This is a genomic window from Glycomyces harbinensis (genome assembly GCF_900101745.1).
Lineage (GTDB): Bacteria > Actinomycetota > Actinomycetes > Mycobacteriales > Micromonosporaceae > Glycomyces > Glycomyces harbinensis.
In genome coordinates this window covers 387,378-399,308 of the sequence record NZ_FNAD01000002.1, presented here as the reverse complement: position 1 = coordinate 399,308, position 11,931 = coordinate 387,378, and the positions used below count along the sequence as shown (strand labels likewise).

General features: G+C 69.8%; 13 protein-coding genes. 6 read left to right on the top strand and 7 right to left on the bottom strand.

What is annotated here, in order from left to right; translation table 11 throughout:
• Nucleotides 1–12: 12 nt before the first annotated feature.
• Together BLQ63_RS05475 and BLQ63_RS05470 are read right to left on the bottom strand one after the other, a co-directional pair.
• Entirely contained in the window at nt 13–963 is a 951-nt protein-coding gene (locus BLQ63_RS05475) for a pectate lyase family protein (protein ID WP_091029764.1), read from the bottom strand.
• Nucleotides 964–1,136: 173 nt separating this feature from the next.
• A complete protein-coding gene (locus tag BLQ63_RS05470) occupies nt 1,137–2,141 on the bottom strand; it encodes a pectate lyase family protein (RefSeq protein ID WP_091029761.1) in 1,005 nt (334 codons plus the stop codon).
• Between the two features lie 300 nt (nt 2,142–2,441).
• On the opposite strand from BLQ63_RS05470, the gene BLQ63_RS05465 reads away from it, so the two are divergent.
• Entirely contained in the window at nt 2,442–3,410 is a 969-nt protein-coding gene (locus BLQ63_RS05465) for an acetylxylan esterase (protein ID WP_091029754.1), read from the top strand.
• Between the two features lie 48 nt (nt 3,411–3,458).
• Here the strand turns inward: BLQ63_RS05465 and hisN are convergent, their stop codons facing one another.
• From hisN to aroA, 3 genes are all read right to left on the bottom strand, one after another.
• Nucleotides 3,459–4,259, bottom strand: a complete 801-nt coding sequence (gene hisN / locus BLQ63_RS05460; RefSeq protein ID WP_091029751.1) for a histidinol-phosphatase — start codon at nt 4,257–4,259, stop codon at nt 3,459–3,461.
• A gap of 100 nt (nt 4,260–4,359) precedes the next feature.
• Nucleotides 4,360–5,394, bottom strand: a complete 1,035-nt coding sequence (gene rsgA, locus BLQ63_RS05455) for a ribosome small subunit-dependent GTPase A (RefSeq protein WP_091029748.1) — start codon at nt 5,392–5,394, stop codon at nt 4,360–4,362.
• On the bottom strand, nt 5,394–6,722 hold the full coding sequence (gene aroA, locus BLQ63_RS05450; RefSeq protein WP_091029746.1) for a 3-phosphoshikimate 1-carboxyvinyltransferase: 1,329 nt from the start codon (nt 6,720–6,722) through the stop codon (nt 5,394–5,396). Before aroA ends, rsgA begins: the two co-directional genes overlap by 1 nt.
• Nucleotides 6,723–6,888: 166 nt before the next feature.
• Here aroA and BLQ63_RS05445 point away from each other — a divergent pair, with 166 nt between their 5' ends.
• From BLQ63_RS05445 to rsrA, 4 genes are all read left to right on the top strand, one after another.
• The gene (locus BLQ63_RS05445; RefSeq protein ID WP_091029743.1) at nt 6,889–7,629 is read left to right on the top strand and encodes an SOS response-associated peptidase; all 741 of its coding nucleotides are present in this window, start codon (nt 6,889–6,891) and stop codon (nt 7,627–7,629) included.
• 146 nt (nt 7,630–7,775) lie between these two features.
• Nucleotides 7,776–8,129 carry a WhiB family transcriptional regulator gene (locus tag BLQ63_RS05440; RefSeq protein WP_091029740.1) on the top strand — a complete coding sequence of 118 codons (354 nt, stop codon included), beginning with the start codon at nt 7,776–7,778 and terminating at the stop codon, nt 8,127–8,129.
• Nucleotides 8,130–8,639: 510 nt separating this feature from the next.
• Complete coding sequence (locus tag BLQ63_RS05435; protein WP_245680855.1) at nt 8,640–9,428, top strand: sigma-70 family RNA polymerase sigma factor; 789 nt, start codon at nt 8,640–8,642, stop codon at nt 9,426–9,428.
• Nucleotides 9,425–9,727 carry a mycothiol system anti-sigma-R factor gene (rsrA, locus tag BLQ63_RS05430; RefSeq protein ID WP_091029737.1) on the top strand — a complete coding sequence of 101 codons (303 nt, stop codon included), beginning with the start codon at nt 9,425–9,427 and terminating at the stop codon, nt 9,725–9,727. Before BLQ63_RS05435 ends, rsrA begins: the two co-directional genes overlap by 4 nt.
• A 16-nt stretch (nt 9,728–9,743) precedes the next feature.
• On the opposite strand, the gene BLQ63_RS29575 is transcribed toward rsrA, so the two are convergent.
• Together BLQ63_RS29575 and BLQ63_RS29935 are read right to left on the bottom strand one after the other, a co-directional pair.
• Nucleotides 9,744–10,340, bottom strand: coding sequence for a TetR/AcrR family transcriptional regulator (locus BLQ63_RS29575; protein ID WP_091029734.1), 597 nt, complete (start codon nt 10,338–10,340; stop codon nt 9,744–9,746).
• An 83-nt stretch (nt 10,341–10,423) separates the two neighbouring features.
• A complete protein-coding gene (locus BLQ63_RS29935; protein WP_419774937.1) occupies nt 10,424–10,498 on the bottom strand; it encodes a 50S ribosomal protein bL37 in 75 nt (24 codons plus the stop codon).
• 348 nt (nt 10,499–10,846) lie between these two features.
• Here BLQ63_RS29935 and BLQ63_RS05420 point away from each other — a divergent pair, with 348 nt between their 5' ends.
• Complete coding sequence (locus BLQ63_RS05420; protein WP_091030216.1) at nt 10,847–11,878, top strand: SIS domain-containing protein; 1,032 nt, start codon at nt 10,847–10,849, stop codon at nt 11,876–11,878.
• Nucleotides 11,879–11,931: the final 53 nt, after the last annotated feature.

Sequence of the window (11,931 nt, the reverse complement as noted above, 5' to 3'; positions counted from 1 at the left end):
GGCCGGTGGTGATCAGGAGGCGCCCGCGCTGGCGGTCACGATGGACTTCACGTTCGACGGCGTGTCGAGCGAGTAGCCGTACGGGACGCCGGAGACCGAGCCGCTCGACTGCGGTGTCGAGGTGCCCACCAGGTGGTTGTTGCGGGAGAGGATCCGGCCGGGGTCGGAGGAGCCCTCGCCGATGTGGACGGCGTCGTTGGCGTTCTCCAGGTAGTTCCCTTCGAAGAGGACGCCGGCGTTCTCGGTGGTGGCGACGCAGTAGGCGCCGATGTTCACGTAGTAGTTGCTGTAGACGTGGACCGTCGAGCCGAACCGGACGCGGGGGGTGCGCTGGTTGGTGCCGTTGAACCAGTTGTGGTGGTAGCTGACCCGCAGGTGGCCGATGTCCTGGCCGCCGTTGGAGTCCGAGTGGCCCAGCAGCATCGTCTTGTCGGTGCCGTTGAACCGGTTCCAGGAGACCGTGATGTAGTCCGAGCCGCGCTTGATGTCGAGCGCGCCGTCGTAGCCGGTGCCGAAGGTGTTGTTGTCGAACCACAGGTTCGTCGACTCGTCCTGCACGTTGATGGCGTCGTCGTTCCAGTTGTTGAACCGGAGGTTCTGGACGATGACGTTGCGGTCGGAGTCGAAGTTGAGCCCGCCGCCGGTGAGGGTGGCGCCCGAGTTGCCGATGATCGAGGTGTTCGATCCGACGTTGACCATGCCGGACAGGGCGATGGTGCCGCTGACGCGGACGATCTTGGCGTTGGACCCGGCGACCGCGGAGGTGAACGCCGACGCGGAGGAGACGGTGGTGCTGGGGCCGCCGGCGCCGCCGGTGGTGCCGCCGTTCATGGAGGCGTATCCGGTGACGCCGCTCTGCGCCAGCGCCGGTGCCGGGTTGAAGACGCTGAGCGACAGGGTGGCCAGTGCCACGACCACGAGGAGCCCGAGGGCCCGCCTGGCGTGGATGCTGATCGTCGACATTGACGAGGTCCTTTCGATGGAGGAGGAGCCCCAACATATAGATGAAGCTCTATGTCGACGGTAAACCTCCTTGGACACCGGTTGCAAGGCCTCGGTCCAAAATAGAAAGAGACGGGGCCGGCGATGATTCGTCGGCCCCGTCGTGCGGTTGGCAAGCGCTGATACTGGCGGGACTAGCCCGCCCCCGCGCCGCCCTCCACGATCCCGGGGATCTGGTCGGCCGGGTCCGCCGAGTAGTTGTACGGCAGATCGGTGTTCACCGAACCGTTGGTGAGGATCTCACCGGAGTCGTCGAGCACGTTGTCGAACGCGACCAGGCGGCCGTCGCTCGAATCGCCCTCGCCGATGTGCGTGGGCTCCTCGACGTTCTCGAAGTAGTTCGCCTCCACGATCACGCCCGCGTCCTGGGTGGTCGCGATGCCGTAGGAGCCGATGTCCTTGTAGTAGTTGTTGAACACGTGGACCTGCTCGCCGAAGCGCACGCGCGGGTTCCGCTGGCCCGTGCCGTTGAAGAAGTTGTGGTGGTACGTCACCCGCAGGTGGCCCTCGTCCTGGCCCCCGTTGTCGTCCGAGTGCCCCAGGAGCATGTTCTTGTCGTGGCCGTCGAAGCGGTTCCAGGCCACCGTCACGAAGTCCGAGCCGCGCTTGACGTCCACGCAGCCGTCGTAGCCCACCCCGAAGGTGTTGTGGTGGACCCAGATGTTCGTCGAGGACTCCTGGACGTTGATCGCGTCGTCGTCCCAGTCGTCGAAGGTCAGGTTCGTGACGATGACGTTCGACTGCCCCGAGACGTCCAGGCCGCCACCGGTGATCCGGGCGCCGGAGGCGCCGACGATCGTCGTGTCGGACGCGACGTCGTTCATGCCGGAGATGCTGATCGATCCGCTCAGGCGCACGATGAGGCCGCCCTCGCCGATCGCGGCCAGGAACTCGTCGGCGCTGGAGACGGCGACCTCTTCGGAGCCGCCGGAGACGCCCCCGTTCTGGCTCGCCCAGCCGACGACGCTCTGCAGCGCGCCGACATCGGTTGCCGTAGCGCCGCTTTCAGCCGTATTGCTCTCGGCGCCGGCGTTCTGGGCCGCCCAGACGCCGAGTCCGCTCGCGGCCGCCGCAGCGCCCGCACTGGAAGCGAGGAGCACGCGCCGCTTGACGCGCGGCACTGCCGGGTTGGTGCTCACGATTGCGTTCCTCTCGTTTGTCGGATTGGTCGCATTCCCGGCTTAAGCCGGGAATGCATTGAAATGTATCGATACGCTACCCCGGTTCGACGGAGAAGGCAAGCGATTGCGGTGGCGGTTTCCGGCGAATCTCGACGGGACCGTCGCCCCCGTGTCTGCCACATAACGCTCTAAAGCCACATTTCAACGCTGCGTAGTCATCTGGCGTTCGCGAGCGTCTTCCGGTAGGCTCGTTCCCGAGGTCTGGTAAACGCCTTCCGGTAGGTGGACTTATTTGTTGGGTCGTGCTACAAACTCTTCATGGCTCTTTTCGACCTCCCCCTGGAACAGCTCCGCGAGTACCGGCCCGACGTGTCCGCACCGGCCGACTTCGACGAGTTCTGGAAGTCCACGCTCACCGAGGCCGCAGGCCACGACCTCGACGTCCGGCTCGCACCGGTCGACACCGGCCTGGTCCAGGTCGAGGTGCACGACGTGGTCTTCGCCGGGTTCGGCGGCCACCCCATCAAGGCCTGGCTCGTCAAGCCCAAGGGCGTCGAGGGCCCGCTCCCGTGCGTGGTCGAGTACATCGGCTACTCCGGCGGCCGGTCCCTCCCGTGGGCGCACACCCTCGTCCCCGCCGCCGGCTGGGCGCACTTCGTCATGGACACCCGCGGCCAGGGCTACGGCAACTGGCAGCCGGGCGACACCGGCGACCCGTACGGGACCACCGGACCCACCAACAAGGGCTGGATGACCCAGGGCCTCGAGTCGCCCGAGCACTACTACTACCGGCGCGTCTTCACCGACGCCTACCGCGCTGTCGACGCGGTGAAGGGCATCGAGGGGATCGACCCCGACCGCATCGTGGTCGCGGGCGGCAGCCAGGGCGGCGGCATCACCCAGGCCGTCGGCGGCCTGCGCGGGGACCTCGCCGGCGCGATCATCGACGTGCCGTTCCTGACCCACTTCCGCCGCGCCGTCACCATCACCGACGCCTTCCCCTACCAGGAGATCGTCGAGTTCCTCTCGGGCCAGCGCCTGCGCGAGGACGTGGTCTTCGGGACCCTGAACTACTTCGACGGCATCCACTTCGCGGCGCGGGGCACGGCTCCGGCGCTCTACTCGGTGGGCCTGATGGACGACGTCTGCCCGCCGTCGACGGTGTTCGCGGCCTACAACCTCTGGCAGGGCGACAAGCGGATCACCGTGTGGCCGTGGAACAAGCACGAGGGCGGCGGCATCCACGTCAAGGGCGAACACCTGAAGTTCCTCGCCGGACTCCGGTAGCGGACGAGAAGGGGGCGCGGCCAGCAGGCCGCGCCCCCTTCGCTGCGTCTACAGCTCCCGGATCTTCAACCGCTCCAGGGCCTGCTCGTGCAGGACGCCGTTCGTCGCCAGCGCGGACCCGCCGTCGGGGCCCGGGCGCCCGCGCAGGTCGGTGAACGTCCCGCCGGCCTCCTCCACGATGAGCGCCAGGGGAGCGAGGTCCCACAGGGCCACTTCGGGTTCGGCCGCGATGTCCACGGCCCCCTCGGCGAGGAGGCAGTACGAGTAGAAGTCGCCGAAGCCGCGTTCGCGCCACGCCTCGTGGAGCAACCCGAGCATCGCGCCCTGCCGGTCGAGCTTGGTCCAGCCGGTGATCGAGGAGATGCTCACCGAGGCGTCGGAGAGCTTCGCGACCTTGGAGACGTGGATGCGCTTCCCGGCGCGCTGGTCGCGCCCGGCGAAGGCGCCCGCGCCCTTCATCGCCCACCAGCGGCGTCCGAGCGCGGGGGCGCTGACGACGCCGACGACGGGCTCGCCCCGGTCGAACAGGGCGATGAGCGTGGCCCAGATCGGTACGCCGCGAACGTAGTTGCGGGTGGCGTCGATCGGGTCGACGACCCACTTGCGGCCCGAGGCGCCGGGGTTGTCGCCGTACTCCTCGCCGAAGACCCCGTCGCGGGGGCGGGCGCGGCTCAGGGTCGAGCGCAGCACCTCCTCGATGGTGGTGTCGGCGTCGGTGACCTCGGTCATGTCCGGCTTCGAGGAGACCTGCAGGTCGGAGGACCGGAACCGGCTGTTGCCGACCTGGGCGGCGCTGTCCGCGAGCAGGTGCGCGAGGCCGAGATCGTCGTTGTAGCTGGAGGTGGGCATGGGCTCATCCTACTGAGGCGCCGCCCCGGGCCCGTGCCCGGCGAGGCGGCCACCAGGTGAACGACTCGGACTTCGGCCCTCCCGATGCTGGGGGCGCGCCCTAGTTCTTGGTGTCGGCCTCGTTGATGGAGGAGAGGACGCGGCGGAAGGAGGCGAGGCGTCCCGCGCGCGGGTCCTCGGGTCCGATGGCGGCGTCGAGGGCGCAGTCGCCGATCTCGGGCGTGTGCGTGCAGCCGCGCGGGCAGTCCTGCGCGACCGCTTCGAGTTCGGGGAACGCCTTGAGGATCGAGTCGGCGGTGACGTGCGCGAGCCCGAAGGAGCGCACGCCGGGCGTGTCGATGACCCAGCCGCCGCCGGGCAGCGCGAAGGAGACGGTGCTGGTGGAGGTGTGGGAGCCCTTGCCGATGGAGCGGACCTCGGAGACGGCGCGGCCGGCGCCGGGCACGAGCCGGTTGACGAGGGTGGACTTGCCGACGCCGGAGTGGCCGAAGAACACGTTCTCCTTGTCGCGCAGCAGGGCCGTGAGCTCGTCGAGGGGCGCGTCGGGCTCGGTGGTCACGATCGTCAGGTCGAGCTGGGAGTAGTAGGCGCGGACCTCGGCGACCAGTTCGGGCGCGAGGTCGTGCTTGGTCAGGCACAGCACCGGGTGGACGGCCGCGTCGTAGGCGGCGACGAGGCACCGGTCCACGAAGCCGTAGCGCAGCGGCGGGTCGACGAGGCTGGCGACGACCACGAGCTGGTCGACGTTGGCGACGACGACGCGCTCGTTGGAGGTCTCGTCGTCGGCCGAGCGGCGCAGTTCGCCGTGCCGCTCGACCAGGCGCACGATGCGCGCGAGCGTCCCGGGGCCGCCGGTGAGGTCGCCGACGAGCATGGCCCGGTCGCCGACCACGATGGACGCCTTGCCCATCTCGCGGGCCTTCATGGCCGTGACGACGACGCCCTCGACCAGGCACGTGTAGCGGCCGCGGTCGACGGCGGTGACGAAGCCCTCGACCGCGTGCTCGTGCTTGGGGCGGATCTTGGTCCGCGGCCGGGACCGGCGGTTGGCGCGGACGCGCACGTCGTCCTCGTCCCACTCCTCGTCGTCGAGATCGTCGAGGTCGGCGTCGTCGTTCCAGCCCGGTCCCGGCACTAGGCCTCGGTCCCTTCCGATCGCGTCCTGCCGTGGACGGCGTCCTCCCAGGCCTCGGCGAAGTCGGGCCAGGTCTTGGAGACGCAGGCGACGTCGTCGAGCACGAGACCGGGGATGACGAGTCCGGCGACGGCTCCGGCGTGGGCCATGCGGTGGTCGGCGTAGGTGGCCCAGGTGCCGGCGGTGTGCCCGCCGCGGTTGACGCGCAGGCCGTCGTCGAACTCGTCGACGTCGGCGCCGATCTTGCGCAGTTCGGTGACCAGGGCCGAGATCCGGTCGGTCTCGTGGCCTCTGATGTGGGCGACGCCGCGGATCGCGAAGGACCCCTGGTTGACGCCGAAGAGCGCCGCGAGGGAGGGGGTGAGCTCGGCGGCGTCGGCGAGGTCGAGCTCGGTCGGGATGAGGCTCGGGGAGCCGACGACGGTGAGGCCGCCGCGGCTCCATTCGACGCGGGAGCCCAGGCGCGAGATGACGTCGCGGACCCGGTCGCCGGCCTGCGTGGTCTCGGTGGGCCAGCCCTCGACGGTGACGCGGCCGCCGGTGGCGACGGCGGCGAAGAGGAACGGGGCGGCGTTCTGGAGGTCGGGTTCGATGACCCATTCGCGGCCCTGGAGTTCGCCGGGGGCGACCCGCCAGCGGTCCGGCTCGGAGTCGTCGACGTCGGCCCCGGCCTGGCGGAGCATCTGCACGACCATGTCGAGGTAGGGGCGGCTGGGGACGGGCCGGTCGCCCACGTGGCGCAGGTCCAGGCCCTGCTCGAAGCGGGGCGCGGCCATGAGCAGGGCGCTGACCAGCTGCGAGGTCTTGGACGCGTCGACGGTGAGGGCGCCGCCCTTGACGGCGCCGGTCGCGTTGACGGTGAACGGGAGGGCCAGGCGGTCGCCGGCGCCCAGTGCGATCTCGGCGCCGAGGTCGCGCAGGGCCAGGATGACGCCGTCGTTGGGCCGCTCGCGGGCGTGGGGGTCGCCGTCGAAGGCCACGGGGCCGTCGGCGAGGGCCGCGACGGGCGGCAGGAAGCGCATGACGGTCCCGGCGAGGCCGCAGTCGACCTCGGCGGGGCCCTTGAACGGTCCGGGTGCCACGGTCCACAGGTCGTCGTCGCCGGTGTCGACGGCGACGCCGATGGCGCGCAGCCCTTCGACCATGAGGAGCGTGTCGCGCGCGATGAGGGGGCGCCGGACCGTCGAGGGGCCGGAGGCGAGCGCGGCGAGGATGAGCGCCCGGGCCGTCATCGACTTCGAGCCGGGCACGCGCACGACCGCGTCGAGCTCGGCCTCGGCGTACGGGGTCGCCCAGCGGCGCTTCTTGGGGGCGGCGGTTGCGTTCACGCCGCCATTCTAGGGGGTGTCCGGCTCGGCGCCGGGTCCTCGGCGCGACGGGGTGGCGCATCCGGGGGCCGCCGAGGAGGCCGTTCGCGCGGGAGTCTCCTCCACTGAGGTCCCGCGCCCGGAATTGATGAGCCGGATTGTCGGTGGCGGCGGTTACGGTGAGGGCATGTGCGGAAGGTATGCCAACAGCAAGTCGAGCCCCAGCATGGCCGCCCTCTTCGACGCGGACGACCTCATCGCCGGCGCCTGGGTCCCCAAATACAACATCGCGCCCACCATGCAGGCCCCGCTCGTGCGCCGGTCGAAGTCGCGCGGCGAGCGCGTAGTCGAGCTGGCCCGCTGGGGACTGGTCCCGCCGTGGGCCTCCGACCCCGCCATCGGCAACCGCATGTTCAACGCCCGCATCGAGACCGTCTCCTCCTCGCGCGCCTACAAGCGGCCCTTCGCCTCCCGCCGGGCGCTGGTCCCGGCCGACGGCTGGTACGAGTGGCGCAAGCTCCCCGGCGGCGGCAAGCAGCCCTATTTCTTCACCCGTCCGGGCGGCGTCGTCTTCGCGGGGCTGTGGGACGTGTGGCGCATCGACGAGGAGCGGGACCCGCAGGCCGCGCGGCAGGGCGACCTGAACCTGCTCACCTTCACGATCCTCACCTGCCCGGCCATGGGCGAGGCGATGGAGACCATCCACGACCGGATGCCGTATGTGCTTCCGCCCGAACGGTTCTCGGCCTGGCTGGGGGAGGAGGACGCCGACGAGGGCGAGCTGCTCGCCGGTCCCGTCCCCTCGCTGCCCGACGAACTGGAGATCCGCAAGGTCGGCCGCGCCGTGGGACGCGCCGGCAACGAGGGACCCGAATTGATCGAGCCGGTCGGAGGCGAGGAAGGGCCCTCCACACTCCCAGGAATGTGAAGTCAATCACTATAGCCCAACGGTATCTGTACCCCGAGTCGTCGGTCTTTCGTGTACAAGCCGTCGCAGGCTGAAGGGAATCGCTTCCCAAAACGGGTCATTCCGTGAGGGAGGAGCCTGCGGCGGAGGGAAAAAGGGAGGCAGCAATGCGGCGAATCCGCCCCGAGGAGGTGGCTCGAGCCCGGAGAGACCCCCGGCTGCTCGATGCCGCCGAATACCGCAACGAGATCATCCGAGGCCACTATCGGATGAGCGGCGACGACTGGCTCCGTCGCGGCAACTGCGCCGAAGTCGAGCCCGACGTCATGTACCCCGAGCCCCGCGAGCCCATCGAGGAGGCGCTCGCCATGTGCGCGTCCTGCCCGGTGCGCACGCCCTGCCTGGTCCGGGCGCTGGAGGCCCGCGACCGCCACGGCGTCTGGGGTGCCACCGCGCCCCGCGAGCGCCGGGCCATGATCGAGGTCTGGAAAGAAGTCAACCCCCTCGCGGTGGGCGCGTAACCGCCCCCGCCGAACCGACGGCCGCGACCGCCCGCCCCGGCGAATCGCGGCTTTTCGGTGTCCGGACCCCTGCGGGGCGGCGCGTGCCATGGATTCGCGGTTCGGCGACGTTGCAGACGGGGAGGGCCGAAGCCTCCCCGGACCGGCGGCGGTGTCATGTCCGCCGGCCCGGGGCAGGCACTGGGAGTTCACGCGCCGGTTGCCCGACGCGATCGAGACCCTTCCGGGTCCACCCACGATAACGACCGCCTGCACCGAAAGTTATCGGTTCCCTCCACAAAGTAATAATTTAGGGTGAATCTACGGAATTCGCATACTTCACCCGATATCACGTGCCCAATGCTCCCGGCTGTGTCGAAAGCGACTGCCGCCGCTCCGCCGAGCGCGGAATGAACCCGTCACAGACGATGTTGATCGGTGCGAGTCTCCGAACCGGCTCATCGGATTGACGCCCCGCCACGGCGACGGGGACCCGCAGAGCCGAGCACCTGTACAGCAAGGAGCGATCGCATGACCACCACCGTCCGCGGACGTGAAGACGAGCGCCTCGCCGCGCTCCTGAGCGGCCCCGAATGGTCACCGTCCCTCGGCGGCGACACCACCCCCGACATGGTCGGCGGCGTCACGGCCGCCCGCATTTCCGGCGACCTCGCCCGCACCCCTGCCGTAGGCTCGGAAGGAGCCGACGAGAGGGACACGGTGACCGAGGCAGGCAACGAGAGCACCCAGGAGCGGCGCGGTCGGTTCGAACGCGACGCCATGCCCCTGCTCGACCAGCTCTACGGCGCTGCGCTGCGCATGACGCGCAACCCCGCCGACGCCGAAGACCTGGTGCAGGAGACCTACCTCAAGGCCTACTCCAAGTTCCACCAGTTCCGCGAGGGCACCAACCTCAAGGCGTGGCTGTACCGGATCCTCACCAACACGTACATCAACACCTACCGCAAGAAGAAGCGCCAGCCCCTGACCTCGCCCACCGACGAGATCACCGACTGGCAGCTCGCCGACGCCGAGTCCCACTCGGCCTCCGGTCTGCGCTCGGCCGAGACCGAAGCGCTCGACCACCTGCCGGACTCGGACGTCAAGGACGCCCTCCAGCGCCTCGGCGAGGACTTCCGCCTGACGGTCTACCTCGCCGACGTCGAAGGCTTCTCCTACAAGGAGATCGCCGACATCATGGGCACGCCGATCGGCACCGTCATGTCCCGCCTGCACCGGGGCCGGCGGCAGCTGCGCCAGCTGCTCAGCTCCTACGCCGCCGACCGTGGACTGTCGCCCGCACGGGAGGTACAGCAGTGACCAGCGCAGAGCCGCCGGAGAAGCCCAAACTCGACTGTCGCGAGGTCCTCGAAGAGGTCTACCTCTACCTCGACGCCGAATGCTCCGACGTCCGCCGCGGCGTGATCCGCGACCACCTCGACGAATGCTCGCCCTGCCTGTCCGAATACGGCATCGAGCAGGAGGTGCGCACCATCGTGCACCGCTGCTGCAGCAACGAGAAGGCGCCCGACGAGGTCAAGGCCCGCCTGCGCCAGAAGCTCAGTGCGATCGAGCAGGTCAGCGAGATCTTCAGCGAAGTCGCCGAACGCGACCGCTGACCGCGCCCGATCGCCTTCAGCCCGCCGGTCTGTCGGCGTCGTTGGCCTCGACCATCCCGATCGAGATCTGGAGCGAGGCGTCGCGGATCTCCTGCTCGGAGTCCTCGCCCCGCGGGAACGTGATCCAGTTGCTGTAGAGCGTCGTCAGCGCGTCCCACGCCCGCAGGCGGTGGATGAGCGGAGCGTCGGCCTCGACCAGCAGCGCGTGGAGACGGCGCTGGCGCATCCGGAACACCGACATGCGGTCCAGCCGCGTCAGTGCGGCCTGGTTGTACTGCATGAACTTGAGGACCGGCACGTGCGCGCGGATGACCTCCGCGTACCGGCGCAGCAGCTCGGTGCGGGTCGCGAGGTCGCGCGGCTGCGTCTCACCCCAATCGCTGATGCGGTCGAGGTCCACCGCGTAGGACTCGAAGAAGCTCGCCGCTATGTCTTCCTTGGTCTTGAAGTGGTAGTACAAGGCGGCCTTGGTGACGCCGAGGTGCTCGGCGATCTCCCTGAGAGAGGTGTGCTCGTAGCCGTGCTCGCTGAAGAGCGCGATCGCGGTCTGCTGGATCCGCTCGCGGGTGCTCGGCTGGCTCTGCTCGCGCGCGTCGCGCTGCGATTCGGTCATGTGGGCAAGTCTCGTTCTTGTCCGTGCTCGACTAGTGCGGTCGCGGGGCAGTAGCGGCCACGGGCCGCCTGCCCCGCCAAGCGCTAGCTGTTCGGCCGCTTCCCGTGGTTAGCGGACTTCTTCTTACGGGCCTTGCGCTTGCGTGATGCTTTCGCCATGGCTCCTCCTCTGCTCGGTGGACAATGCAGAGACCAACCTTACCGGCATCTGCGGGACCGTCCCGAGGGCGTTGACGTGTGGTTGCACTCAGGGGAGTGTTGGGAGTGACGGGCGGCCGCGATGACGGGCGCCGCGCGCCCGCGGCGTGGGATGGTGGACGGGCGTGGACGCGGTCGACTACGCTTCATTATGAAGGTTTATTTAATATTTAGCAGTATCCGTTCCACAAGGAGTGCCCCGTGAACCAGCCCCAGGTCGGCGCCACCGACGAAGCCGGAGCCGTCGAGACCGACACCGCCGAACGGGACCGCCACGCGTCCCGCGAGCAGCCCCCCGCGGGCGCCGGCATGGCGGCCGACATCGCCGAGCAGCCCGGCGTGTTCACCGACGTGCTCGACAACGGCGCCACCGAGATCGCCCGGATCGCGAAGATCATCGCCGAACGGCGCCCCCGGTCGATCGTGTTCACCGCCCGCGGCACCTCCGACCACGCCGCCCTCTACGGCGCCTACCTCACCGAGATCCGCCTCGGCCTGCCCGCGAGCCTCGCCAGCCCCTCGGTCGTCACCGTCTACGACGCCCGCCCCGACTGGTCCGACAGCCTCGTCATCGCCGTCTCACAGTCCGGCGGCTCACCCGACCTCGCCCAGGTCGTCGCCGCCGCCCGCGCCTCCGGCGCCCTCACCCTCGCCGTGACCAACAACCCCGCGTCGCGACTCGCCGCCGAAGCCGAACTCCACCTCGACGTCCGCGCCGGACACGAGCGGGCCGTCGCCGCCACCAAGACCTACACCGCCGAACTGCTCACCCTCCTGCTCCTCATCGAGGGCGTCCGCACCGGCACCGGCCGACTCGAGACCGCCGAAGCCGCCGCACTCGACAAGCTCCCCGAACTCGCCCAAGGCGTCCTGGACAACGCCGGCGCGGAGGAACTCGCCGGGCGCTACCGCTTCGCCTCCCGCTTCGTCACCACCGGCCGCGGCTACGCCTACCCCACCGCCCGCGAGACCGCCCTCAAACTCATGGAGACCTCCTACCTGCCCTCGCTCGCCTTCTCCGGCGCCGACCTCCTCCACGGCCCGCTCGCCATGACCGACCCCGGCGTCCCCGTCCTCGCCGTCGTCGGCTCGGGACCCGGCGGCCACGCCATGTGGAACGTCCTGTCACAACTCGGCAAGCAGCGCGCCGACGTCGTCATCGTCGGCGCCGCCGACGTGCCCGGCCAGAGCGCCCGACTCGCCACACCGGCCGTCGACGAGCGCATCGCCGCACTCCTGGACATCCTCCCGCTCCAGCAGCTCGCGCTCCATCTCGCCATCGAACGCGGCGAGAACCCCGACGCCCCAAGGGGTCTCAAGAAGGTCACCGAAACGGTATGAGCCCAGCTCCGCGGGGTCGCATTCGCGGTTGTTCACCTCGGGTTCACTCCCTC

Bases quoted from the DNA above. Each gene is read 5' to 3' on its own strand.
- BLQ63_RS05475 (WP_091029764.1), bottom strand. From the start codon at position 963: ATGTCGACGATCAGCATCCACGCCAGGCGGGCCCTCGGGCTCCTCGTG.
- BLQ63_RS05465 (WP_091029754.1), top strand. From the start codon at position 2,442: ATGGCTCTTTTCGACCTCCCCCTGGAACAGCTCCGCGAGTACCGGCCC.
- hisN (WP_091029751.1), bottom strand. From the start codon at position 4,259: ATGCCCACCTCCAGCTACAACGACGATCTCGGCCTCGCGCACCTGCTC.
- BLQ63_RS05445 (WP_091029743.1), top strand. From the start codon at position 6,889: ATGTGCGGAAGGTATGCCAACAGCAAGTCGAGCCCCAGCATGGCCGCC.
- BLQ63_RS05440 (WP_091029740.1), top strand. From the start codon at position 7,776: ATGCGGCGAATCCGCCCCGAGGAGGTGGCTCGAGCCCGGAGAGACCCC.
- BLQ63_RS05435 (WP_245680855.1), top strand. From the start codon at position 8,640: ATGACCACCACCGTCCGCGGACGTGAAGACGAGCGCCTCGCCGCGCTC.
- BLQ63_RS29575 (WP_091029734.1), bottom strand. From the start codon at position 10,340: ATGACCGAATCGCAGCGCGACGCGCGCGAGCAGAGCCAGCCGAGCACC.
- BLQ63_RS05420 (WP_091030216.1), top strand. From the start codon at position 10,847: ATGGCGGCCGACATCGCCGAGCAGCCCGGCGTGTTCACCGACGTGCTC.